The sequence below is a fragment of the Nostoc sp. XA010 genome (assembly GCF_020829625.1).
Taxonomy (GTDB): Bacteria; Cyanobacteriota; Cyanobacteriia; order Cyanobacteriales; family Nostocaceae; genus Nostoc.
On sequence record NZ_JAIVFX010000006.1, the window covers coordinates 180253 to 205625 of the forward strand.

Below are 25373 nucleotides of genomic sequence, written 5' to 3' on the forward strand. Positions count from 1 at the left end.
ACAATAACTAATCACTAAATACTAACTACTAACTAGTGTAACGATGAAGCATTTGGGTGACTATTTTTCCATTTTATAGAAAGATTTATTTCCAAATGCTTTACCCCTACTTTTACCATTCCCCATTCCCTCAAAATTAGTTCAGTTGGAGAGTCTTGGGTTCACCAAACATGTGAATTGTATCAACAAATCGAGCAGTTTTCGACTGGTTAGAAATTACCAAGCTTTGAGTTCTGGCTCCGCCGTTGAAGAAACGTACACCTTGCATGAGATTACCACTGGTAATGCCGCTAGCAGCGAACAGAACAGTTTTACCCGATGCCAGTTCATGAGCATCATAGACCTTATCGGGGTCATTGATATTCATAGACTTTAAGCGATCGATATTGGCTTCTCTGCTTTCTCCAATCAGACCTGTTTTTACGACTGCTGGATCGTAAATCAGTTGACCTTGGAAGTGTCCACCCAAGGCACGCATTGCTGCTGCCGAGATTACGCCTTCAGGAGCCGCACCGATACCCATCAGCGCGTGGATATTAGTTCCAGCAAAACCGCAGCTTATAGCCGCACCCACATCACCGTCTGAAATTAGGGCGACTCTCGCTCCAGCCTCACGGATTTCTTTAATTAAATCGTTGTGGCGTTCGCGCTTCATGACCACGATCACGAGTTCTTCAATAGAGCGCTCTAGACACTCAGCGAGAATCTTCAGGTTTTCTGTTGCTGACTTGTTAATGTCTACCTTGCCCTTAGCTGCGGGAGGTGCTGCTAACTTCTTCATGTAAAAGTCAGGAGCAGCAAATAATCCACCCTTTTCTGAAATTGCTAAGACAGCCATCGAACCAGGTTGTCCATAAGCTACCAAGTTCGTACCTTCACAAGGGTCAACAGCGATATCAATTTCAATTAGTTCATCAGGGTTACAGAAATTTGCGGCATCTGGTTGGGTACAGATACCAACTTCTTCCCCGATGTATAACATGGGCGCGTCATCGCGTTCGCCTTCCCCGATAACGATGCGACCGCGCATGTGGATTTTATTCATCCGCTCCCGCATAGCTTCCACAGCTACTTGGTCAGCGATGTTTTTTTCGCCTTTACCCATCCACTTCGAGGAAGCGATCGCGGCTTGCTCTACTACTTCAATAATCTCTAACCCAAGTGTATTTTCCACAGAGTCTGCCCTCTCAACTGCTTGAATTTCTGCCGCTTTATCTGGCTATTTCAGTCTTCAAGTCTACCAAAGGGCGGATACACGTGGAAGAAAGTTAAGTTTTACTGCTAACTCGTTAGAAAAGTGCCAGTTAATACATTCCTCATTTTTTACTCCTAACTACTCCAGTATAAAGCCTGTTCAGAAGCAACTAGTTAAGGACTAGCACAAATAGGTAGCAGTGTATATCTAGAACATTGCTTTTATTCAGTGTTTATCTTTAGGTATAAAATAATAAAGAAAAAAAGCTGGTAGATTCACTAAAAACTGAAAAACGAGGCGTAGAGTAAAAAGCTAGTCAAATTCAGAGGTTAATCGTGTTTATCGACTACATCACACTAATGTTGATCAATATGGTAGCTGGTTTATTTCTACTGGCTGACTATGTGTATCGTGGTATAGATAGTTCTAATCAAAAACAGTGGATTCCAGGATTCGGAATTACAGGTGCGATCGCACTTACAACTGGTTTACACATGAGCTTCACCTGGCCAGTAATGGGTAGCTTCAATATTGCCTTTGGTGAGACAAGTGTCTTATTTGGAATCTTATTTGTTGCGGCTGCGGTTTCTCTTGCTCAAGGTTGGGATTTATTGACAATAGCAATTTACGGCTTCTTTGCTGGTGCAGTTGCGATCATAGTGGGTATCCGCATCATCAACTTGAATATGACAAAGCAACCGCTTTTATCGGGAATCGGCTTTATTTTAACTGGATTAGGTGGTATTTTTGCAGCGCCAACTCTCTATTGGAAAACCAACCGAACTTGGCGGCTAATTGGCGTAGCAGTGCTGATAGTAGCGGCTCTAATTTGGGCATTGACTGGATATTTGTCTTACTGGAATCATTTAGAGGGTTTTCAAAAATGGGTTCCAGCCCCAATGCGGTAATCAATGCCAGCAATGATCTAGGCTAGAGAAATAGTTAAAACCTTGCTTAAGAAAATATGCTGGACTTTCTTAATCCCCTTTTAAATCGCCATCCAGAGCGAGTCAAAGCCAACGTCGAACTTTACACATGGCAAACTTGCCCTTACTGCATTCGTGCCAAAATACTGCTGTGGTGGAAAGGTGTAAATTTTACCGAATATAAAATCGACGGCGACGAAGCAGCCAGAGCTAAAATGGCAGAACGCGCTAACGGACGTCGTACTGTACCGCAGATTTTTATCAATAATCAGCACATTGGCGGTTGCGATGATCTTTATCAACTAGACACACAAAGTCAACTCGATCCTCTTTTAGCCCAAGCCGCTATTTAGCTTCAGATTTCTAATCCTTGTCATTACCCCATTTTTGTAAAAGTTAAGGTATTGCAGTGACGCACATCCCGCCTAGAACTTAAGTTCTAGGCTAATAGCTCTAAAGTCCACTCAAGCTCAACCGAGAACCGCTATATACTTTTTCTTTCTCGTAGCATCAGTGTCTCGCCCGTCCAAAGGCGAGCATAATTTTAAAATTTTTATATTGATAAGTATATGCTAACTAAATACACAGAATATCTTATACATCAACAATGGATGAGTTCTGCCTTAGAATTAGCAAAAGTAGCAGGTGATGCAGGTGAAGTCCCTGTAGGTGCTGTTATCATTGATTCAACAGGCCAATTTCTAGCACAAGGAGAAAATAGAAAAGAGCGTGACAAAGATCCTAGCGCTCATGCGGAAATTCTCGCTCTCAAAAGAGCTGCAACAACTTTACAAAATTGGCATCTTAATGAATGCACCCTCTACGTAACTCTTGAACCTTGCCCGATGTGTGCAGGTGCGATCGTCCAAGCGCGTCTAGGACTACTTGTATATGGAGTAGACGATACCAAAACTGGCGCAATTCGTACAGTTATTAACATACCCGATAGTGCTGCTTCTAATCACCGCTTACAGGTAATCGGAGGCGTTCTAGAGTCAGCTTGTCGTCAACAATTACAGGCTTGGTTTGCTACTAGGCGGCGTAGTGTAAACTAACGGACAGAGGTAAAACTGTCCATCTAGTACCAGACAAGTCACGCAAGAGAATCTACGGTGTAACTAATCAGACTTTTCGTTAAATTTTACCCGTCAATCAGCTGCATTCGTCATGATGGAATTTTACTCTTCATCCGATACCTGCCAGCAGACACCAGCAAATCATCAGGTGACTGGTACTACCTCAAGGGTTTCTCCTTGGTTAAGTCCTCTGGCATATTTATTAGGGCGTCACTGCCTATTACCATTATTCTTTGGGCAAATTAGCATAACCGGACAAAAAAACATCCCTACAACTGGGCCTGTGATCTTCGCGCCTACTCATCGGGCGCGTTGGGATGCATTGCTCGTACCCTACGCTACCGTTGATTGTCGGAGAGAACAAGATCTGCGGTTTATGGTGACTATCGACGAATGCCAAGGTTTGCAAGGCTGGTTTGTCCGACGTTTGGGAGGGTTCCCTGTAAATTCTAAGCATCCGTCAATCCGCACGCTGCGACATGGAGTTGAGCTACTTCAGCAACAAAAAACCCTGGTTATCTTTCCAGAAGGTAATATTTTTCGTGATGGTCAAGTTCACCAGTTGAAGCCGGGAATTGCTCGTCTTGCTTTGAGCGCGGAATCTAGTCATTCGGGGCTGGGAGTGAAAATTATACCCATAGGCATCAATTACAGCCAACCTTATCCAAATTGGGGTACAGATGTGAGTATTAACATTGGCTCCCCAATCAGAGTCAAGGATTATATGAGTGGCTGTATAAAACAAGATGCCAAAAGCATCACAGTTGATTTAGCAAAGGCACTGCAACAGTTAAGCCATCAAGAAACAAAAATTACTAATCGTGCATTTGCAGAAATTACTAATTCTTGATATTGTCAAACGTCAAATGTCCCAAAACTAGCTCTTACCCATTGAGTATTAACCGTGCATGATTAAGAAACTGGACGTTTTCAAGGTTTGACATTGATTGCTGGCTATGTTCATCCTGAGTACGTCACAAAACATTAGGGCTTGTTTGCAACCTTTGAGGATGTATACATAATAGAGTACCCGCTTTTAATGAAGTATTTAGCCAAATTGGCATTTTTTTGAGCCTATAGCTAATAATTGTCTTGAAACAACTGAATTAAGCTGTTCGTCATCTAGTTTGACAGGGCAATCTAAGGCAGCAAACGGGTTCAGGCGCTAAATTATCAAATTTAGATGCGCGTCAGCTTAGTTGATGATAGATATTCTTACTATTTGGTCAAATAGTTAAATGAAAGTCTTGAGATTTTCCATGATTTTGTAACCATAACTGGTAAAAACAAAATTTTGGGAAGCATCGACTGTGGACATCGCCATGTTTAAATGGTTTGGAGCGATGAGTTTCATCCCCTCTGGAAGCGATCGCAAATACTTCTTGCAGCGTGAAAAGATTCTCGTGCCAAATATCCCACTTAACCTGAGATAATTATTGCACAGGAAAGTCGGTAGCGGGACGGATGGTGAAGCAGTCTAAATTTTTTCTCAAAAAAACTCTTCATCACGGCGTTGTCAAACTACTCCCAAGCTGCTTGCTGGTAAACCGATGATTAAAAAATCAGAGGAATTAACGCGATCGCTCATAATGACGATTTTAGTTAATTAGTATACAGGGGCAATGGGAACTCTATTAAACCGATTTTCAGTCTAAATCAGAGAAACTTAGGATGTGGCATTGCTTTGTCCAAGACCAAAACAGAGTTAAGATACCCGAAGTTTCCATAAATTTTCTGTATAGTCGTTGCACTACTTGACCCCATGAACACTGCTGTCGCTGTTACCTTGATGCACCGTACTCTTTTATCAGTCATAGCAGTCCTCAGCCTGCTATCACCTGTGAATGCTCAGGTATCACAGTTACCAGGCACTACTAGCCCACAACCCATTGACCCCAACGATCCCAATAACCTGCGCCCCATAACCCAAAGTAACAGCCTTTTGAGCATTGAAGGTGGCGATCGCTTACTAAAAGAGGCAGACCAAGCTGTTTCTGCTCAAAATTACCCCTTAGCTGCCAAGAAACTGCAAGAAGCGCGTCAGGTTTATAATCAGCTATCTAATTTTTATCAAGAATTAAACTCTAGCTTTTCGGGAATTGACAATAGAGTTTCTGATTCTCAGCGTCAGAAAGCTCTAGTAACAGCGCAAAAGCGAGATGAAGCCACCTTTCAGCTAGCATTGGTACATCGCGCACAAAATCAGCCAGAATTAGCTGTACCGTTGTTGATTCAAATAATTAAGAGTCAAAACCCGACGCGCGATTTAGGTAAGAAAGCCTATAAACAGTTGTTTGAATTGGGTTTTGTTGATTCTCCCTATCCTAAAGAAGGTGGTGCTTCATCTTCCTCACCGCCAAAAAAATAAATTAAATTTTTCTTGTCTGTTTTTCCCCTACTCTCCCTGCTTCCCCATCTCCCTAAGCAGCAGCTTGAGAACTTCCCAGTGCTAGGATAGGATTATCTACCGTAGCTTTGAGGCAGCGTCCTCAAAAATCCACCTCAGAGCTGCGTTTATCTCTAGCCTTGCCAAAACCTGAACTTGGTACAGTCATTGCTCTATATCTGTTAATAATAGAAAAGTAAGTTTTTTCAGGAATAGCGATGATTAGTCCGCAGCAGGTTGAGGCAATGATCAAGGCGGAACTGCCAGACGCTCAGGTTCAGGTGCAAGACTTGACTGGTGGCGGTGACCACTATCAGGTAACAGTAGTTTCATCGCACTTTGCAGGTAAGGGACTAGTGCAACAACACCAGTTAGTTTATGGTGCTTTGGGGCAAGCTATGTCAACTGAAGCAATTCATGCCTTGGCAGTAAAAACATATACTCCTGAATCTTGGCAAGCAACACCAGCTTCCTAAACATAGAGTTAGGAATTAGGAGTTAGGAGTTATGAATTTTTAACTTCTTACTCGTCATCGTCGAATGTAACATAGGAAACAGAAATACCATGACGCCAGAACTCAAAGAGAAAATTGATAACTTGCTACAACAGAACAAGATTATGGTTTTCATGAAGGGAAACAAGTTAATGCCCCAATGTGGTTTCTCCAACAACGTTGTGCAGATTCTCAATACTTTGGGAGTTCCCTTCGAGACAGTTGATGTTCTATCAGACTCTGAAATCCGTCAAGGAATTAAAGAATACTCTAACTGGCCGACAATTCCCCAAGTGTATATCAATGGTGAATTCGTTGGCGGTTCTGACATTTTGATTGAAATGTACCAAAAAGGTGAATTGCAGCAAAAGGTAGAAGTAGCTTTAGCCTCGTAATATTTCTTTACGCAAATCAGAGGGTATGCTGCTAAATTTGCGCTTTGCAATCAAGGCAATTTGCCATTTTTAATATCCTTGAAAGGTCAGAGAACTTGTATCTCCCCTTTCAAGGGTTTTTTATGGGTTTATAAAAAAAATACTTGATCTGTGTTGGAATTGATTGCAAGGGTATTCAACAATCCCCTCAGTCGCATTGGCAAGACCAATATAAGGCTGAGGGGATGGGTTTTATCAATACAATACAATATTTCCAAAATCTCACACCACGGCACCAGTTGACCAATACAGATAATATGCTATAATCATCTGCGGGAATTAACGGTTACTATCAACGACTAGGTAAATACTACTTAGTAGTAATCGTGTTGTGGCTGTGGTTGCGGCACTGCAAAATTTGATCCATCGTACAAGTAGCGGCTGGCTTCCTCTTCTAAGCGATGAATCAGGATAGGTTCAAGAATGTTGCCATGTCGTAGTGCGGCTAGATATCCATCCAAATACATCCGCATGTCATCCGTGCGATAACCGCGATTCCATAACTCGACGAAGGCGTCGGTGAGTCTTTGGTAATAGCGGATGGTTTGTGTGTCTTGGAGCATAACTGCTGTATTAAACTCTTTGGAATGAGAATTGTAAATGATTTACGCTCAAAAGTGAACTGTAATTTCACTTTGGCATTAACTCAAAGTCAACACATGTACTTTGGACAGTACCCCCCTAGCAGCTACAAGCTACTCTAATCCTATTCCAGAAAACATCGATTCTAGTTATCTGCTAAGTTATTTTTATAATTTTCATAACTCTTCAGCCCAATTGTATTGGTGATATATTCGTGGGTGTAGGAAATAATTTCTGCAAGATCCGAATCCACTTTTATCATCATGGTAAAAAACCGTTGTGGTAAAAGCTAGCTGCTTAGGCTATAGTTTTTGGCAAGATGATATCCATCTAAAAGCAGAATGTTAAGCTAGAACAACTTTCAATAAGTTTAACAAATATTTCGATTAATTTAATAAAAATTTAAGAATATTTCTAATCGCCTTCGGCAAGGCATAAATTCAAAGATATTGCCACTATTTTTATGAGGAAATGTAAAGCTAATAGCTATTGAAGTAACAAAGGCTACAAAACCTTAGAGATGAGCTTGTTACTTTGAAAGTCATCGACGCTAAGGGGTCTTGCCACTGTGGGTTCGGTTTGTATAGAAATCATTGAGGGGAATCCCCATCTGAGGTCGTTGCTGGGTTGGCACTTGCAACAACTGGAATACCGTGTCCATCAAGCTGCCAGCATTTATCAAGCAAGGGAAGTATTTTTAAGCCATCAACCAACACTGGTAGTTTTGGATGCAGACCTGCCTGATGGTGATGGCATTGAGTTTTGCCGTTGGTTGCATCGTCAGCAGCAGCCTCTAATCTTAATGCTATCTGCCCGTAATACTGAAGGTGATATTGTCGCAGGTTTAAAGGCGGGTGCAGATGATTATCTGAGCAAACCTTTTGGCATGCAAGAGTTTTTGGCACGAGTAGAGGCACTGATTCGCCGGAAGCGCACACCTACTGCACCAGCTTATTTGGATTATGGCACTTTGCAAATCGATTTAGTTCAGCGCCGTGTCCGCTTCCAGGGGGAGTTCATTGACTTAACGCCTCAAGAATTCAGTTTGCTGTACGTTTTGGCCCAAGCTGGGGGAGTGCCTCTGAGTAGGTCAGAATTACTGCGTCGTGCTTGGCCTGATGCTATCGATAACCCTCGTACCATTGATACTCATGTTTTATCGCTGCGGAAAAAGGTTGAACTTGATCCTCGCCAACCCAATTTGATTCAAACTATCCGCAATGTAGGATACCGTTTTAACATGGAAATTTTGAATACCAATATTTCACAATCACAAACAACAAAGTTAGCTAGAGAGAGATTTAATAATCAACGTTCAACGCTTAGTAGTGTGTGATGGGAATGGGGAGTGGGGAATAAAGAGTGGGGGATGAGGGAGATGAGGGGATAATTATTAACTACTTAACTCCTAACTCAGCACTCAGCACTCTTAATGCCCAATGACGATTGACTAATGGAAATTTAAAATCCAAAATCGTCTTGAGCTTCTGCTTGAATTAAGCTTTCTCGTAATTCAACCCAGTTTATTTCAGAGACTTTTTGATTTGCCAATAAATGACCTTGGTGTAGATGTAATAACTGAGTACAAAACATCTGAGCTAGTTCCAGTTGGTGGTTTACCATCAAAATTGTGGTTTGATGAGTTTGACTTAACTGGGTTAAGACTTGCATTAGATGAGAAGCTGTACCAGCATCAAGGGCAGAGGTTGGCTCGTCTAATAATAATATTTTAGGCTGGATGACTAAGGCACGAGCGATCGCTACTAGTTGTCGTTGTCCCGCAGAAAGTTGCACCTCTGTTCGCCCCAACCATTCACTGGGAATATGCAGTTGTTCTATCCAGTGACTGACTCGTTGCTCAATTGTCTGTTTGGACAAACCACGCAAAACTAAAGGATAAGCCAAGGCTTGCCCAACTGTCATCCCCAACAGTTTTGATTCTTGCAATACAAGTACAAGCATCTGGCGTAGCTGGATGACGGGAATTTGGCGATATTCTTGGTTTTCTAGATACATTTTGCCAGTAGTGGGTTCAATGAGGCGGTTGAGGAGTCGTAATAACGAAGTTTTTCCAGCACCTACTGGCCCTACAATGGCAATGCGTTCGCCCTGGAATACCTCTAAGGAAATATCTTGCAATATGGGGTATCCTTGCTGATTGCCTGGAAGTTGGGTTTTCAGCTTCGTAAACAGGTTAATTTGCTCTAGCCTGAATGTGGCTTTTGCTGTATTCAAAGGAGTGGGGAGTAGGGAGTGGAGAGCGGGGAGTAGGGAGATGGGGAAGAAATAACCAATATCCCATGCCCAATTTTAAGTTAATTGTTTGGTAGTTAATGCTGTAGCGATCGCCCAGCCATCGACCAATAGTAACAGCAGTGTGAATCCTAGTAAAATTAAGTACATCCACGGCTGCGCTAAAGGGCGAACATCTGTAGTATCAATACCCGTCTTTGCTTGGACAATTTGCACGAAACGGGCAAATCCGGCTACACGCATCGGTAGTAAATAACCTTTCCCATCCTGGCTGACAAAGTAATAAACTATTCCTCCTTGACCAGTGGTGCGGGGTTTTAACTCTTTCACATCTGACCAAGGTAAAAACCAGCCTTTACGAAAAAAGCTAGGTACCCAGGCGGGGTAAGTAACCTGAATTCCCTGGTCATCTACCGTTACTCGTTCAGTCAATACAGCATACAAGGCAACGAAGCCGATGCTAATTCCTATCCACAATAACCCTGGGGGTACTGGTGCAGCTGTTACCTGCGATAAGAAGGGTAATGGGACTGTGAGTGCTATGTATAGACTCAGTAGCGTCATCCGAATCAAAGGAGACAGACGAAATACAGAAGCTGAAATATTGGCTGAGTTTGCTGTCACGGCTCAATTACAATGCTTTTCTTCATTGTACGGTAGGTCTATGTCATACCTCGACTGCCGTATATAAGCTATGCCACTTTAATAATTCGTAATTCGTAATTCGTAATTCGTAATGACGCTCTCTACGAGACGCTGCGCGTAGCTTGCTTCCACGAAGTGGTACGCGGACTCGCTACCGCTACGCTAACGTAATTCGTAATTTTTTAGGGTAAATATTTTTGCACTACAATCCAACCAGTAAAGGATACCCAGGCAAATCCTATAAATAGAATAATATTTACGCCGATGTGTAAGGGTCTAGCCCAAGGTCGTTCGGCACTAATTTGCGTCGCACTGAAAGCAGATAGTAAAACTAATGCTACTACTATCAATCCAGCAACTAAATGTGATGAGTGACCCAACGAACCAAAATGACCGAGAGTTCCAACAATGCCGATCGCTAGCAGTAGTAGTACTAAACTTACCATGCTGATGCCCATTGTATAGTGGAGCGATCGCACCCCTTTATTTCCACCCATAAATGGGGTGATAAAAGGGAATTGCTGCGAAGTTCTCGCCCGAAACATCCAAACGCCGGTGACTGCTAACATCAGATATGCCAGCAGGGACAACCCCATTGACCAGGCGGCTATTTTCCACAACCAAAGAAATGAAGGCAGATTCATAAGATTGATTGTAAATGAGATGGGGGAGCAGGGGAAGCAGGGGAGGCAGGGAGCAAGGGAGAAGAATTTCCCCTCTGCCCCCTGCCCCCCGCCCCTCTGCCTCTTTTCAATGCCCAATTCTCAATAAACAAAAAAGGCTGCTGAATTAGCAACCCTTAAATGTAGTAAATTTTTTTTTAATCAACCGATGCTAAACCAACGATTTGTAAGGGTTTTGTAGTATCTCCGATTTTTGTATTAATTTGCTGCACTATAGACCTGGTATTAATAAGGTCTTTTTCATCTGATGAGTCTGTATCAAACTCATAAACGCTGGGTTCGTCGAGCATTAGGCGATCGCACGGAATTTTATCGGATAAAATTGCACTTGCCATCATCCCTGTATGAATCTCCACTTGACTTTCTCGCGGAGCTTCAAACACTAAACGTTGCCCAGGGAAAACAACCCTTTCAAAGTACCAGTTGGGAATATCGGAGATGCGAGCTATCTGTATTTTGCTGGTGGCATTAATGTAGCAGCAGAGAATTTTTCCCGATTGCTCAGGTGGTAGAGGATCTAATATTTGAGCCATAACTGCTGAGGAGCTTTACGCCACAATTTTACATTACACTAGCCAAGCCTAGCATTGCCTGATCCCCAGTTGCTGTAGCTCCGACTACCAACTGAACTTTTATAGATTATTTTTAACTTAATAATATATATCGCAGTTTCTAAAAATTTTGTAAAAATTTCTGCTTTGTCTGCAATTTTACACTATATGAACATCTTTTAATTTTTAATATGGCAAAAAATCTTTAACTTCTTTAGGGCAGATAGTTACAGGGTAGGTATGGTGAAGATCCCCTTAGCTTGAGCCTAGTTCAGGAGTGTATTTTCGTGTTTCATCTATCGCAGGATTAAAAGCCTGGGATCATCGCTTAATGAATGAACTCGATGTTATCGTAAAGCTATATGAAAAATGTCTTCATAAAACTTCTCTTGATGCCATGCGTTTGGTATAGAAAGCAATTTTATTGATTTTTACATCTGTGAACACAAGTTTCACGCATATCAATAATTTGCTTTAATGTCAAGCAAGATTGTCAGAGATTAGTAGACAAAAGAAAAACACCCTTTAAAACTGGAATTTATCTCGCTTTCCCCAAAGATTGGCAAGATGGAAGTCAAAACACCCATGATGGAAAATCGAATTCTTTACGTTCGCCTTCCTTGTAACCCTATCTTTCCCATTGGGGTTGTCTACCTGAGCGATCACGTCCACAAACAGTTTCCTAATATTGAACAGCGAATTTTTGATTTAGGAACAGTGCCACCTTTAGACTACAGTTCTGCTCTAGATCGCTGTATCGATGAATTTAAACCGACACTGCTAGTATTTTCGTGGCGTGATATTCAAATCTATGCCCCAGTTGGCGGACGTGGTGGCAACCCACTACAAAACGCCTTTGAATTTTACTACGCGAAGAATCCTTTATTAAAACTACGTGGGGGATTGGGCGGTTTACGAATCTTCATCGCTTACTATGTAGAGTTGTGGCGCAATCAGGGCTTAATCAAACGCGGTTTAAAGCGTGCCCAAAAATATAATTCTAATGCCCGTGTAGTTGTCGGTGGTGGTGCAGTCAGTGTATTTTACCAACAGTTGGGCAAAAGCTTACCCCAAGGGACAATTATTTCTGTGGGTGAAGGGGAAACTCTCCTAGAAAAACTTTTAGGTGGCAAAGATTTTCGAGATGAACGCTGTTACGTTGCCGGAGAAACTCAACCACGGGAACGGCTAATTCACGAACAACCCACTCCACTAGAAAAAACAGCTTGTAACTACGACTATATCGAAAGCATCTGGCCGGAATTTAACTTTTACCTGCAAGAAGAAGACTTTTATATAGGTGTACAAACTAAGCGTGGTTGTCCTCATAACTGCTGCTATTGCGTCTACACTGTCGTCGAAGGTAAACAAGTCCGCATCAACCCAGCAGATGAAGTAGTGGCTGAGATGCGCCAATTATACGATCGCGGCATTCGCAACTTCTGGTTTACCGATGCCCAATTCATCCCAGCCAGAAAATTTATCGACGATGCCATAGAACTCTTGCAAAAAATCGTCGATTCTGGTATGACAGACATTCACTGGGCAGCATATATCAGAGCCGACAATTTGACACCAGAGTTGTGCGACTTGATGGCGAAAACCGGGATGAACTATTTTGAAATCGGCATTACCAGTGGTTCTCAAGAACTTGTACGGAAAATGCGGATGGGGTATAACCTGCGAACCGTTTTGCAAAACTGCCGCGACTTGAAAGCAGCTGGTTTCAACGATTTAGTTTCCGTCAACTACTCCTTTAACGTCATTGACGAACGTCCCGAAACCATCCGCCAAACCATCGCCTACCACCGAGAACTAGAACGGATTTTTGGTGCTGATAAAGTCGAACCTGCCATTTTCTTTATTGGATTGCAACCCCATACCCATTTAGAAGAATATGCTTTCAAAGAAGGCATCCTCAAACCAGGGTATGATCCAATGAGTTTGATGCCGTGGACAGCCAAAAAACTCCTCTGGAATCCCGAACCTCTTGGTTCATTCTTTGGAGAAGTCTGCTTGCAAGCTTGGCAACAAAACCCTAACGATTTCGGACGCGAAGTCATGAAAATCTTAGAAGAAAAACTAGGTTGTGCCGACTTAGAAGCAGCACTTTCTGCACCAATAGAGACAAAAGACAAACAGTTAGCAGCTGTTTGATAAAATTTACAGAATTAGACAAGAGCAAATTTCATCTCCTTGTCTCGCGCCTACCCCTACCCGAATCACTCCCCCTCTGCGGTTATTTTCACCCAATCCCATGTTAGAAGGTTCAATCCTACAAAAGCTAGAAGCAGCCCATCGCCACACCACCAGGCCAATTCGATTTGGTGTTTACTACAAAAATACCTTAGTTGCCCTGTGTCATGCTCTTGAAGACCATATCTTAACCGACGACGGTACACCCTTAGTAATCTCAGCCTTCCAACAGGGTAAATGGTATCTACAAGAAGCCGGGCGATATCTGCATATCGCCCAGCGCAGCAGAGAAATTGTTATTATGGCTGCTGCTGAATCCGGCTTTGCTGAACATCGCACAAGCCTTTTACCCAATGTAGACTTAGTGGCATTAGATTCAGTCGATCCAGTCGCTCAGGAGTGGCACTTAATTATTTTATCGCCTAAATACACAGCAATGGTAATTTGTCAAGAATTATCAGAGGCTGATTATGGCAGCACTGGAGTCCCGACATCAGACTTAGAGCGTAAATTCTATGGCTTGTGGACATTTGAGCCAGAGTTAGTGCAAGAGACAGCAGAAATAGCGATCGCTCACATCAAAAAATACAACCCAGAATTGGCGGAAAAACTCACAGCCGATAAACAACAAATTGTACCGTCAATGGACAGATCCCAAAATTTAGGTGCAGTTGTCTCCCGTGTAGTAGATTACCTCCAGACTGGGCAAGATAATTTATCCATCCCCACAGCGCTTCAGAAACAAACCCTAGATCGCAACTTGGTTTCTAACGAAATCCAAGCCTTTTTGCGAATGGCACAACTGATGGATATGGCAGATGTCAACAATCCAATGGCAGCTGCGGAAGTAGTAGTTCTTGCTGAAGCGATCGGTCAACTTTTGGATCTTCCCGCATGGCAGATTAAGAGATTGCGGCTAGCGGCTTTGTTACATCGCATAGATCCGTTACAAAAAGCAGAAAGCGTTCTCACAGATGGTATATCCACACGCTACCAAGAAGATGCCCCCAGTAGTCCCTTAACTTGTCCCTTAGTACCGGGGGCACAAGTATTGCGAACTATGCCACGACTACGAGCAGTTGCCCAAATTATCACTCACCAAACCGAGTGGTGGAATGGTACAGGGGAACCAGCAGGTTTGGCTGGAGATGAAATTCCCTTAGAGTCGAGAATTTTGTCATTATTAGCAGATTTTCAGTGGCGAGTCAATCAGCGAAAATCGTCAAATCAAAGCCGGGAACAGATATTTACTCAAGCTTTAGATGAGTGCAAACAGCAACAATCTAACCGCTTTGACCCTAAACTTGTAGATACCCTAACTTTATTAGTTATGGGTTTACAACAGGGACTCGACTTACCCATCATGACACCCAAAGTCAGCGCCGGTATCTGGATACTTGATTCCCAATGGGATAGCCACAGCAAGATCAGTGAGGAGATTGATAGTTACTTTACATGAATATTGAAGCCATTAAATTAGGAAAACTCAAACAACTTCCAGGGGCAAATTTAGAAGACGAGGAACTCTCTCGACTGGATTTAAGCCGGATTAATCTTGCTGGTGCTACCCTTGTTGGCACTAATTTCGCTGCTTCCAAACTCGAAGGTGGGCATTTGGAGGGAGCAAATTTGATGGGGGCGAACCTCCAAGAAACGGACTTGCGGGCGAACTTGATGGGAGCGAACCTGATGCAAGCAGATTTAACGGGCGCTGACTTGCGGGGTAGTAATTTGCGTGGCGCTAACTTGATGGGAGCCAGACTCAGTGATGTGTCATTGGTGGGTGCTTTTTTAAGTGGTGCCAATTTGATGAATGTGAACTTGCAAGGCGTTGATTTGCGCGGTGCTGACTTGCGTGGTGCAAACCTGACTGGGGCAAACCTCAAAGGTGCAGATTTAAGTCGCGCCGATTTGCAGGGTGCTCTGTTGAGTGAAGCAAACCTTGAAGAAGCTGATTTGCGAGGGGCGAATTTGGCAGGGGCGAATTTGACGGGAGCGAATTTACTCTGTGCAGAGTTAGAAGGTGCAAATTTGAGCGGCGTTAATTTGAATAAAGCGTGTGTAGTGGGGACAGTGGTTGAGACGCTTGCGTAAAGATTGCACCAAAAAGCCACCTATGCCGATTATTTATATTTTTGAGGACTACCCACAATGACACCCGTCGCTGCACAAGTCTCAATCACCGCGATCATTCCCATGTTGAGCGCGATCGCAAATCGGCAATAGAAACAGTTTAAAGAACTGGAGGCAAATTTTGTATCCCAGTATGGCGTAGAGGTATGGTAAGAGGTTTTTAATTTCCGTCTCAAGCCAGCACTGGATAAAGATTCTGACAGATGGCTACTGATCCAGTGGTTGGTGAAGGAATTATCTCAGTCAAAAATGTGGCTTAGGTGCGATCGCGCAAGGTGAATTATGGCGATTAATTAAAGACTTTTTCTAAGTGCGCTCTTAATTTATCAATACTACCCCACTGCTTCATCAAGTTTTCACTAGATAACAATTTAGCTTTAGTGTCATACCAACCCCAATCGGCTTTCATTTCCTTCTGATCAAGAGGAATACCGTTGGGATTCTTGAAATCAGAAATCCAATAAACCTTAACCCATCGGAAAATACCCCATGTACCTGTTTCGCGTTGAGGTTTATCTTCACTTCCCTCGTTCACTAATTCAACTACGTGCGTCAAGTATCGCTCGTTCCCAGGTGGTCTTTGAGAAAGGATGATCAGAGATCCTTTTGGTAATTTAAAGGTGTGAGTATCTACACTTGTATCTTTACTCTCTTTAAAGTTTAACCGAAAGTAAGCTCCAATAGGATAGCCTTCATACGCCCAAGCTTGATCATCATTGGCATTTTTGATATATTCCAGACGACTACAATCCATTATTTTTAACCCTCAATATTTGTTTGATGTTGAATCTCTAAAAGCTTTTTGGCTGCACTCTGACACCTTGCCTAAATGGAATATTAATGTAGTTTTTTTTAGCCGATATTTTATTTTTCTACAAGTTCATTAGCCATTTTTAATTTTTCACCGTTCGCCCTCGTATCCACAAAGCTAGTACACTCATTAACAACACCCCCATCACTCCTTGCAGGGGATTATTATTCACACCAGTTACCCAATCAGGAACTTGACCAGAATATTTCACTAATTTACCCACATTAATAATGTAGTAACCCCAAACTAAACCACCATGCAAACCAATTGGAAAACCTAAGAGTCCCCTCCGCCAACGCTTTCCCCATACTTGCGTTAACCCCAGCAGTACTAAAGCTGGAAATTGCGGCAGTGTATGAATAATTGCCTCCAAAGGTTTAATAAAGTGCAATGTAGCAAAGGCAGTTGCATCTGTCCACAGTGCCACACGCGGACTGTAATCTAGTTGTAATTCATCTAACAACCAGCCTCGGAATAACAATTCTTCAGCAAAACCGATGCCCAAGCCAACAAGTAAACCCTCTAAAATTACTTTCAGCAAGAAAACTTTCGGTTGTTGCCACACCAACCAACCCAATAAACTTTCTACTCCAAAAAGTATCAGAATATTAATTATCCCCATAGCCAAGCCACGCAGTAAATCCACACCATTTTGCCGCGTGAATTCTAAGCCATAATGCCGCAAAATTTGGGGCTGTTGGTAAACATATTTGCCCCATAGTCTCAGGAGAAAAATAAATATTGCATATAACAACACCAATGTCAATATACTTTCTAAGTTTAGATCATGCACTAGAAAGTATATTGGTGCAGCCAATGGCAACCATAGCAGCAATAAAGTCAAAATAAAAGAACCCAGCCTAATAGGGGCAGGGCGTTCAGCTAAACGGACAAGGTTTTTTTTCATACTAAATAAGTCACCAATCACCAGTCAATACTCTAAATTTTGACCAATGACCAATAACTAATGACTATTCATCAGGTTCAATGGTGCTACTTAAACCGTGACTTTTCAATGTTTCGCAATAGAACTCAGCGTGTTCCAAAGCGCAAGTAATAACTAAAGCTAGCCCGTTAGTATGGGCTTCCATCATGATGCTCACAGCTTGTGGTTGGGTAAGGCTAGGTACAGTGGCTATTAGTGACTGTACAACATGCTCCATCGAGTTGTAGTCGTCGTTATGGAGCAAAACGCGATACCGAGGCGCGAGCTTACGGGTTGTGGAAGGCTTTTCAATAGTTTCAACTGACACGGCTCTCTGCTCTTTCTCGTTAATTCACTACAACAAAGTTTCTGTCCAGCGATCGCTTAACAGTTATTTACCTATTCTATAGTATTTCTGTTGAGATACTATGCTAGGAAAACCCTTTGCTGCCAAGGATTGGTCGTATTAGTTTTGCGTAGGCACTTGTGAGGCACATGTCTTAAGACATGGTTGCCGTGAGAGTGCTACCCTAATGTTACAGAAGTTCCTTTAAAAGTAGCGCATTCTCACTTTTAAATTAAAACAAGTTACCAAACAATCGTTGTCGCTGCCCAAACTGCATAATGATGGACATTAGCCTAAATTTTCTTCAACCAGGACAAATTGTATCTTTAGAGCATGGCGACAGGAATCTGTATGCAGAAGTCATTCAATTCGTAGTTTCCCGCCAGTTGTGCTGGGTACGTCCTTTATTAATGGTTACTTTCATTCAAGAATCGCCGCTAATTACCGATTTGCGAGATGCATCTGACCTGCTTTGGCCTGCCAATTTATTTCGGCCAGCATTAGACACAGAAGTAATTACCTTCTTGAGCCAAGTTTTAGCAAAAGAACCGAAAACGGAACCTGACTCAGCCGCCAAGCAGCAACTCAATCAATTTATTCACCAACTTTGGCAAGCATACCAATAGGGAATTGGGAATTGGGAATTGGGAATTGGTTATTAATTCTTCTCCCCTGCTCCCCCTGCTTCCCCTGCTCCCTCATCCCCCCACTCCCGACTCCCCATTCCCTTGTAGAGAAGATGTTTTTGAAGCTTTGATGTTAATAAAAATACTTTTCAAACATCCTCTTACTAAAACTTGTTTTACCTATTTGAAATTTTGATTGCTTCAGCCATAATCAAATTCACTTGATATGGGCAAAAAGCTTCTATACCTATGCAATTAGGAATATCCTAAGTTAGGAACCAACTGAATTCTACCAGCATCCATCTCTGCCATTAATAATTCCAGAGCTTCGTAATCAACGTCAGAAATGTAACCCAGTTCCGTCAATTCTGAGTTGATTTCATTTTCTATCTCAGGAGTTAATTTTTTGATGTCAAGAGCTTTTTCTACTAATTTACGAATAGCGTACTTAGTTCTCATAAATAATAACCTAAGTTTATATGATACTAATTATTCCCGATTTATCTAAGCATAAATAGTGATCTAAGAGTCATATAGAGCACATTTTAATTAATTAGAAATAATTCGCTATGAGGATGTCAGATGCCATCAGCAACGCTAAAATGAGGGTTTTAACTTACCGTTAAGACTTGGCTAAATTAGCTTTAGCTATAGACTAAGCAAGTTTTCTCAGCATACTTACTGATGATTTGTCGTTTCTCGGCTGTCTATAGTTGATTGTTTTTGAACTAGCATAAAAAAAAAGTATATATAAGCACATTTTAACTTTAAATTATGACAATCTTTAAACAGAGATACTAAAGCAATAAAGATTCAGCAAAGAGAAGTAAGACATATGGGCGATGCAACAAAATAGAGTTTATGTTCAAATAATTCTTAGCTCGACGCTTTAATAATTCTCAATAGGATGTAACTATGCAGGCAGTGCTTAACTATCCAAAGATTGCAGTGATTCGCCCCCAAGGCTTTTTGAATGCTACAAACGCCTTGGAATTTGAACGAGATATGACCACAGCGTTAGCACAAAATGATATTTCCATCTTGGTAGTAGACCTCGCAGCAGTAGAATCGTTAGACAGCGCTGGGTTGATGGCATTGTTATCTATACACAAGCTGGCTCTTAGTTTAGAAAGGGGTTTCCGACTCTGCGCTGTTGCTCCGTCAATTAGAATTATTTTTGAATTAACGCAACTCGATAGGGTGTTTGAAATATTGGATGATGAAGTTGAGTTGGCTGCAACATAACTTTATATAAAAGCACCAAGTTTTGGGTATGAAGGGGACTTTATGTAAAGGAGTTATAAGTTGCAACGGTAAACTCGGTTAGAAGACCTAATTCAATGCTAAGGTTGGGTTTGAGTAGCTGTAATTAAGGTAGCTAGAAGATAGCACAGTGGCTGTTGCAGTTGAAAAATTAATAACATCGGATATTTTAAAACCAGGGCGTTACCTGGGTAATGAGCGTTTAGCAGTACACAAACCTTGGGATACGGCAGCAATACGCTGGGTATTAAGTTATCCAGAAGTATATGAAGTCGGTGCATCCAATTTAGGGCACATCATTCTCTATAACATTTTGAATGCCCAACCGCGTCAATTGTGCGATCGCGCCTACCTCCCAGGAAAAGACCTGGCAGCCAAACTACGCGAAACTAATACGCCGTTATTTGCTGTAGAGTCAAAGCGATCGCTCACAGAATTCGATATTTTAGGTTTTAGCCTCAGTTACGAACTGGGTGCAACTAATATCCTAGAAATGTTGGATTTGGCTGGAATTCCCTTGACGTGGCGAGAACGGCAAAAAGCAGGGGAAGCAGGGGGAGAATTTACGAATCTCCAGTCCCAGTTTCCATTGATTTTTGCTGGTGGGCAAACAGCAACATCTAATCCTGAACCTTATGCCGACTTCTTCGACTTTATCGCCCTTGGAGATGGAGAAGAACTGCTGCCAGAAATTGGCTTGGTATTGGAAGAAGGCAAACAAGCAGGATTGAGTCGGGAACATCTGTTACTGGATTTGGCACAGATACCAGGTGTATATGTCCCTCAGTTTTACGACATGGCAGAGGATGGCTCAGTTCATCCTAGTCGTCCAGACGTACCCAAACGAATTCTGCGACGGGTTGCAACTCCCATACCCGCGTATTCCATTGGGTTAGTTCCATACGTGGAAACGGTGCATGACCGCTTAACCATTGAGATTAGGCGTGGTTGCACTCGTGGCTGTCGCTTTTGTCAACCAGGAATGCTAACTCGACCAGCACGGGACGTGGAACCCGATCAGGTTGTAGATGCAATTGAACAGGGAATGCGGGCAACTGGTTACAATGAGTTTTCTCTATTATCTCTGAGTTGTTCTGATTATTTGTCCCTACCAGCAGTGGGGATGGAAATCAAAAATCGCTTAAAAAATGAAAATATTTCTCTGACCCTACCAAGCCAACGGGTAGATAGATTTGATGAAAATATTGCCAATATCCTTGGAGGTACGCGGCAAGGTGGACTGACTTTTGCTCCAGAAGCTGGAACTCAGCGGATGCGAGACATCGTGAATAAGGGTTTGACAAATGAAGAATTGTTGCGGGGGGTAAAAACCGCTTGGGAGCAAGGCTGGGATAAAATCAAGTTGTATTTTATGATTGGCTTGCCGGGTGAGACGGATGCTGATGTTTTAGGCATTGCCGAAACAGTAAGTTGGCTACAACGAGAATGTCGGGGCAAAGGCAGAAAACCCCTAAACTTTAACCTGACGATTTCTAACTTTACGCCCAAGCCGCATACACCATTCCAATGGCACTCAGTTTCTACCACTGAATTTAAACGCAAACAAAACCTGTTGCGGCAAGAATTCCGCCGAATAAAGGGAGTGAAGGTAAATTTTACCGATGTTCGCATTTCGGCAATGGAAGATTTTGTGGGACGAGGCGATCGCAATTTGAGCAAAGTAGTCCGGCGTGCCTGGGAATTGGGTGCAGGTATGGATTCCTGGTATGAAAATTTAGATCAGGCTTTTAGCGCTTGGGGAGATGCGATCGCTCAAGCCGATCTAGACTGGAAATACCGCCAAGTAGAAAATGGCGAATGGAATTTGTTTCACGCACAAGATCAAACGAGATCGCCAGATGCGGAAAATACCCCACTCCTAACTCCTAACTCCTCACTCCTAACTCCCAACTCCCCACTCCCCACTCCCCACTCCCTCGATACTCCCCTCCCTTGGGATCATATTGATACCGGGATTGACAAAAAGTGGCTCAAAGAAGACTTGCAACGCGCCTTAGAAGCTGCAATTGTACCCGATTGCTCTTTTGAAGGTTGTTCCCACTGTGGCGTATGTGGAACCGACTTTGGCCATAATATTGTGATTGAATCACCAGCTATTCCGAAGTTCGCTGGCGAGTTTGTCCCCAACACAACTAAGGTACAAAGACTACGAGTTTGGTTTGGGAAACAGGGTAATATGGCTTTGGTAAGCCACCTAGATTTAATCCGTCTGTTTGACCGAGTTGTGCGGCGAGCAGGCTTACCAATCGCTTTCACTGGTGGATTTCATCCAATGCCGCGAATTTCTGTAGCAACTGCTTTGGCTCTAGGAGCTACTAGTAGTGGTGAAATTGCGGATTTTGAGTTAACTGTACCAGTGGCAGTCGATACTTTTCGAGAACAGTTGGTTCGGGAAATGCCCACAGACATACCTATATATGATGTGGAGCAGATAGATTTAAAAACTCCGGCAGCGACTCAACTGCTAGAAACAGCAGAATATTTAATTACCGTAGCAGCACTCGAAGAAGTAACACCTATACAATGGCAAGAATGGATTGATACCATCAAAGCAAAAGACGAACTGTGGTACGAGCATACAACAAAGTCAGGCAAGAGCCAGTTAATAAATCTGCGCGATCGCTTGTTTGAACTGGAATTAGTAGAAAACTACAAAAGTATTGCAGAATCTATATCTGTTATTCGTTATGTAGGTAGCTATCGCCAAGATGGTTTTCTATTGCGTCCTGAACAAATCCTGTTTATGCTAGGGATGGTGGCTAGTGGAGAATTTCAACTCCTGCACATCCACCGCAATCGGCTAATTTTAGGGGTATAATCCCTTTAGGGCAGCTTGCTAGTAGCTGTCCTAACATGGCTATATCGTTGGAATTGATTTTTAGCAAGGTTGCGTTAGAATGGGGTGAAGAGAAATTTTCTGGCGCTGCATTGAATTAGCTGGTTCACTACCCTGGTGCTCAGGGGGCGAAAGCAAAGATATTAGAGTGCGAATTCTAGGATTTTATCCCAGACAAACTGAGGCAGATTAAAGAACTACACACTCTCTCTATAGCTACCTTGTGAATCAGTAACTAACAGCAGGCTCGCTTAGATTCTCTAAATCCATGCTTTTTAAACAGCTGCTGAATGTTTAATCCCCAGTAGTGCCAAAGAGCTAGTGAGCTACTTTTCTAGAGTTGTTCGCCTTTGGCGTTCCCGTAGGTTAAACAACTGCTCTCGGTTAGGTCGAATTTGCAGACGTTCATCAGACGCGCAAAGCGCGGCTTAAAGTAGGGTAGCAGCTGGCGTTGCTGAGTATAACCCTAAGGATAAATCCGGGGAATGGAAAATAGAAATAGTTTCTTTTTCTTAACGACATCAGTAGGTTACTCTCAAATAAAGCTTCCTGAGTTAAAAACTCACTCAGGATTGAGAACTTTTGGCTCAGAACTCTCTTTATTGAGGGTATTGCATCACAAATCAACCACGGATGGTTGATTTAATTGCTTAAACATGCAACCCGTTCTGGAATAATCCGCCGTAAAAATGCTCTTAAGAGCGCCAATAGCTATTTAATTTAGAAGCTCAGGTTTGCGATTTTTATTATCAGCAGCGCCTTTTGAGGGTTGCAGGGGCAACAAAGGTATAACAAACCTCCAGACCTATTGGTGCTGCCAATTTTGAGGAAATTGAATGCCAAAACAAATTATCATCGCGGAGCAGCACCAAATTGCTGCTGTCTTTTCGGAAGATCAAATACAGGAACTAGTTGTTGCTACGGGTCATCACCAAATAGGTGATATCTACTTAGGAGTAGTAGAAAATGTATTACCTGGGATAGATGCGGCTTTTGTCAATATTGGCGATCCAGAGCGCAATGGTTTTATTCACGTCACCGACTTAGGGCCACTGAAGCTAAAGCGTAGCGCAGCAGCAATTACAGAACTACTTGCACCACAGCAGAAAGTTTTGGTGCAAGTAATGAAAGAGCCAACGGGAACAAAAGGCCCCCGGCTTACGGGTAATATTACTTTACCCGGACGCTACGTAGTACTGATGCCTTATGGGAGAGGTGTAAATTTATCCCGACGGATTAAAAGTGAAAGTGAGCGCAACCGCTTGCGGGCACTAGCAATTTTGGTCAAACCGGCGGGAATGGGTTTGCTTGTGCGTACAGAAGCAGAAGGCAAACCCGAAGAAGCGATTATGGAAGATTTGGAATTGCTGCAAAAGCAATGGGAAGCCATTCAGCAGGAAGCGCATTCCACCCGTGCCCCAGCACTACTCAACCGGGATGATGACTTCATTCAGCGCGTATTGCGGGATATGTACGGCGCGGATGTAAATCGGATTGTCGTGGATTCCAGTACTGGTTTGAAGCGAGTGAAGCAGTACTTGCAGAACTGGAGCGGAGGTCAAACACCGCAGGGATTGTTGATTGACCATCACCGCGATCGCTCTCCAATTTTAGAGTACTTCCGCATCAGTGCCGCCATTCGAGAAGCCCTCAAACCGAGAGTAGACCTACCTTCTGGAGGCTACATCATCATTGAGCCGACAGAGGCATTAACCGTAATTGATGTTAACTCAGGTTCCTTCACGCGATCGGCAACAGCTAGAGAAACAGTTTTGTGGACAAACTGCGAAGCTGCAACAGAAATTGCTCGCCAGTTGCGTCTGCGGAATATCGCTGGGGTGATCGTTGTTGATTTTATTGATATGGAATCACGACGCGATCAACTGCAAGTCCTCGAACACTTTAATAAAGCACTCAAAGCAGACAAAGCTCGTCCGCAGATTGCTCAATTAACCGAACTGGGTTTAGTAGAACTGACCCGCAAACGCCAAGGTCAAAACATTTACGAATTGTTTGGTGATACTTGTCCCACCTGTGGCGGTTTAGGACATACTGTGCGTCTGCCTGGAGAAATCGAAAACCGATTACCAATACCAGCAGAAACACCAGAGCGTGAGCGTGAGCGTTTTGTATCCCTGCCTCACCGAGAACCACGTCAGCCATCTGCCCGCATCCCGGAACCACGAGAAACTTATGATGGATTTTCAGAAGCATTTGACGGCGATCTAGAATCGGCTAATTTAAATCTGATGAATCATCCTAGTTATCAAGACCTTAATGATAATAAGCGTCGTACCCGCACTCGCCGCAGTCGAATTGCCATTAATGGCTTAAACGGGAAAGATGAAGCTAGGGTTGTAGCCAATCCACTGGCTTTTGTCAACGAGCCAGACTTAGACCTTGATATTGAACCAGAACTAGGAGTTGCACCAGAGATTCCCTCACCCACCCTTGGTAAACCAGGTTGGAGTGAAAGAGTAGAGCGCACTGTAGTAGATCGCACTATAGATCGGACTGTAGAACGCGCTAAAATTATCAAGCCAGACCCAGTAAAACCAGTGGTAGAACCACCGGAGATTAGAACTGTAGAAATGAGCCTCCAGGAACAGGATATTTTTGCTTTGATGGGAATATCTCCCTTGGTGAAGTTAGAGCAAGAGGTTAAAAATCCCAAGTCTGTGATTATTAATGTGATTCAACCTGGTCAACAGCCAACGACTCCAATTGAATCAACCTCAGAATCAACTATTGTCCAAAAAGCAACACCTGAAATAATCCCAAGCAAGATACCAATACCAAAACTTATTGAGCCAGAGCCAAAACCTTTGATAGAAGACACAACTGAACCATCTGAGTTGACTGATAGCCCAACGGGTAGCTTGTCTGCGAAAGCTTCCGCCAACGAAGATGAAAGTGATGCAAACAGCAGCGCCGCCACTGCCAGCCGTCGCCGCCGCCGTCGTTCCTCAGCAATCGAGGATAATTAGTTTG

Annotated in this window: 25 protein-coding genes; 15 read left to right on the top strand and 10 right to left on the bottom strand. The window is 42.9% G+C overall.

Translation table 11 applies throughout. From position 1 onward, the window contains the following. Window positions 1-136: 136 nt before the first annotated feature. Entirely contained in the window at window positions 137-1174 is a 1038-nt protein-coding gene (gene glpX / locus LC608_RS11760) for a class II fructose-bisphosphatase (RefSeq protein WP_229553714.1), read from the bottom strand. A 356-nt stretch (window positions 1175-1530) separates the two neighbouring features. Here glpX and LC608_RS11765 point away from each other — a divergent pair, with 356 nt between their 5' ends. The 7 genes from LC608_RS11765 (at window position 1531) to grxD (ending at window position 6472) form a co-directional block, all read left to right on the top strand. Then, on the top strand, window positions 1531-2103 hold the full coding sequence (locus LC608_RS11765; RefSeq protein WP_229553715.1) for a DUF981 family protein: 573 nt from the start codon (window positions 1531-1533) through the stop codon (window positions 2101-2103). Between the two features lie 56 nt (window positions 2104-2159). Continuing rightward, window positions 2160-2474, top strand: a complete 315-nt coding sequence (gene grxC, locus LC608_RS11770) for a glutaredoxin 3 (RefSeq protein WP_099102680.1) — start codon at window positions 2160-2162, stop codon at window positions 2472-2474. 216 nt (window positions 2475-2690) lie between these two features. Then, window positions 2691-3176: a tRNA adenosine(34) deaminase TadA gene (gene tadA, locus LC608_RS11775; protein ID WP_229553716.1), complete on the top strand. Its 486-nt coding sequence runs from the start codon at window positions 2691-2693 to the stop codon at window positions 3174-3176. A 112-nt stretch (window positions 3177-3288) separates the two neighbouring features. After that, entirely contained in the window at window positions 3289-4047 is a 759-nt protein-coding gene (locus tag LC608_RS11780; protein WP_229553718.1) for a 1-acyl-sn-glycerol-3-phosphate acyltransferase, read from the top strand. Window positions 4048-4959: 912 nt separating this feature from the next. Then, on the top strand, window positions 4960-5565 hold the full coding sequence (locus LC608_RS11785) for a hypothetical protein (protein WP_229553720.1): 606 nt from the start codon (window positions 4960-4962) through the stop codon (window positions 5563-5565). 236 nt (window positions 5566-5801) lie between these two features. Continuing rightward, window positions 5802-6059, top strand: a complete 258-nt coding sequence (locus tag LC608_RS11790) for a BolA family protein (protein ID WP_100899811.1) — start codon at window positions 5802-5804, stop codon at window positions 6057-6059. Between the two features lie 89 nt (window positions 6060-6148). Further along, on the top strand, window positions 6149-6472 hold the full coding sequence (gene grxD / locus LC608_RS11795; RefSeq protein ID WP_229553721.1) for a Grx4 family monothiol glutaredoxin: 324 nt from the start codon (window positions 6149-6151) through the stop codon (window positions 6470-6472). Window positions 6473-6825: 353 nt separating this feature from the next. Here grxD and LC608_RS11800 read toward each other — a convergent pair whose 3' ends face one another. Then, a complete protein-coding gene (locus LC608_RS11800; RefSeq protein ID WP_118168945.1) occupies window positions 6826-7074 on the bottom strand; it encodes a DUF6761 family protein in 249 nt (82 codons plus the stop codon). A gap of 587 nt (window positions 7075-7661) precedes the next feature. Here LC608_RS11800 and LC608_RS11805 point away from each other — a divergent pair. Further along, window positions 7662-8429, top strand: coding sequence for a response regulator transcription factor (locus tag LC608_RS11805; RefSeq protein WP_229553722.1), 768 nt, complete (start codon window positions 7662-7664; stop codon window positions 8427-8429). A gap of 125 nt (window positions 8430-8554) precedes the next feature. On the opposite strand, the gene LC608_RS11810 is transcribed toward LC608_RS11805, so the two are convergent. From LC608_RS11810 to LC608_RS11825, 4 genes are all read right to left on the bottom strand, one after another. Continuing rightward, complete coding sequence (locus tag LC608_RS11810) at window positions 8555-9328, bottom strand: ATP-binding cassette domain-containing protein (protein WP_229553723.1); 774 nt, start codon at window positions 9326-9328, stop codon at window positions 8555-8557. 75 nt (window positions 9329-9403) lie between these two features. Next, complete coding sequence (locus tag LC608_RS11815) at window positions 9404-9970, bottom strand: hypothetical protein (protein ID WP_229553724.1); 567 nt, start codon at window positions 9968-9970, stop codon at window positions 9404-9406. A gap of 203 nt (window positions 9971-10173) precedes the next feature. Further along, window positions 10174-10635, bottom strand: a complete 462-nt coding sequence (locus LC608_RS11820; RefSeq protein ID WP_229553725.1) for a DUF4079 domain-containing protein — start codon at window positions 10633-10635, stop codon at window positions 10174-10176. A 176-nt stretch (window positions 10636-10811) separates the two neighbouring features. After that, window positions 10812-11207, bottom strand: coding sequence for a DUF1830 domain-containing protein (locus tag LC608_RS11825; RefSeq protein ID WP_229553726.1), 396 nt, complete (start codon window positions 11205-11207; stop codon window positions 10812-10814). Window positions 11208-11792: 585 nt separating this feature from the next. Between LC608_RS11825 and LC608_RS11830 the strand changes: the two genes are divergently transcribed. The 3 genes from LC608_RS11830 to LC608_RS11840 all read left to right on the top strand — a co-directional run bounded on the left by LC608_RS11830 (window position 11793) and on the right by LC608_RS11840 (window position 15515). Beyond that, on the top strand, window positions 11793-13382 hold the full coding sequence (locus tag LC608_RS11830; RefSeq protein ID WP_229553727.1) for a photosystem II high light acclimation radical SAM protein: 1590 nt from the start codon (window positions 11793-11795) through the stop codon (window positions 13380-13382). A gap of 100 nt (window positions 13383-13482) precedes the next feature. After that, on the top strand, window positions 13483-14880 hold the full coding sequence (locus tag LC608_RS11835) for a DICT sensory domain-containing protein (protein ID WP_229553728.1): 1398 nt from the start codon (window positions 13483-13485) through the stop codon (window positions 14878-14880). Next, window positions 14877-15515: a pentapeptide repeat-containing protein gene (locus LC608_RS11840; RefSeq protein WP_229553729.1), complete on the top strand. Its 639-nt coding sequence runs from the start codon at window positions 14877-14879 to the stop codon at window positions 15513-15515. The genes LC608_RS11835 and LC608_RS11840 overlap by 4 nt, the downstream gene beginning before the upstream one ends. 328 nt (window positions 15516-15843) lie before the next feature. On the opposite strand, the gene LC608_RS11850 is transcribed toward LC608_RS11840, so the two are convergent. The 3 genes from LC608_RS11850 to clpS all read right to left on the bottom strand — a co-directional run bounded on the left by LC608_RS11850 (window position 15844) and on the right by clpS (window position 17618). Continuing rightward, window positions 15844-16308 carry a hypothetical protein gene (locus LC608_RS11850; protein ID WP_229553730.1) on the bottom strand — a complete coding sequence of 155 codons (465 nt, stop codon included), beginning with the start codon at window positions 16306-16308 and terminating at the stop codon, window positions 15844-15846. A 139-nt stretch (window positions 16309-16447) separates the two neighbouring features. Continuing rightward, the gene (locus LC608_RS11855) at window positions 16448-17272 is read right to left on the bottom strand and encodes a CPBP family intramembrane glutamic endopeptidase (RefSeq protein ID WP_229553731.1); all 825 of its coding nucleotides are present in this window, start codon (window positions 17270-17272) and stop codon (window positions 16448-16450) included. 64 nt (window positions 17273-17336) lie between these two features. Further along, window positions 17337-17618 (bottom strand): ATP-dependent Clp protease adapter ClpS, encoded by a 282-nt coding sequence (gene clpS, locus LC608_RS11860; protein ID WP_100899825.1) that lies wholly within the window; start codon window positions 17616-17618, stop codon window positions 17337-17339. A gap of 299 nt (window positions 17619-17917) precedes the next feature. Between clpS and LC608_RS11865 the strand changes: the two genes are divergently transcribed. Then, window positions 17918-18262 (top strand): hypothetical protein, encoded by a 345-nt coding sequence (locus LC608_RS11865; protein ID WP_181374237.1) that lies wholly within the window; start codon window positions 17918-17920, stop codon window positions 18260-18262. Window positions 18263-18517: 255 nt separating this feature from the next. On the opposite strand, the gene LC608_RS11870 is transcribed toward LC608_RS11865, so the two are convergent. Then, on the bottom strand, window positions 18518-18721 hold the full coding sequence (locus LC608_RS11870; RefSeq protein WP_100899826.1) for a hypothetical protein: 204 nt from the start codon (window positions 18719-18721) through the stop codon (window positions 18518-18520). Window positions 18722-19177: 456 nt separating this feature from the next. Here LC608_RS11870 and LC608_RS11875 point away from each other — a divergent pair, with 456 nt between their 5' ends. The 3 genes from LC608_RS11875 (at window position 19178) to LC608_RS11885 (ending at window position 25369) form a co-directional block, all read left to right on the top strand. Continuing rightward, window positions 19178-19507, top strand: a complete 330-nt coding sequence (locus LC608_RS11875; protein WP_229553732.1) for an STAS domain-containing protein — start codon at window positions 19178-19180, stop codon at window positions 19505-19507. Window positions 19508-19655: 148 nt separating this feature from the next. Next, window positions 19656-22364 carry a TIGR03960 family B12-binding radical SAM protein gene (locus tag LC608_RS11880; RefSeq protein WP_229553733.1) on the top strand — a complete coding sequence of 903 codons (2709 nt, stop codon included), beginning with the start codon at window positions 19656-19658 and terminating at the stop codon, window positions 22362-22364. An 854-nt stretch (window positions 22365-23218) separates the two neighbouring features. Then, window positions 23219-25369, top strand: coding sequence for an Rne/Rng family ribonuclease (locus tag LC608_RS11885; protein WP_229553734.1), 2151 nt, complete (start codon window positions 23219-23221; stop codon window positions 25367-25369). Window positions 25370-25373: the final 4 nt, after the last annotated feature.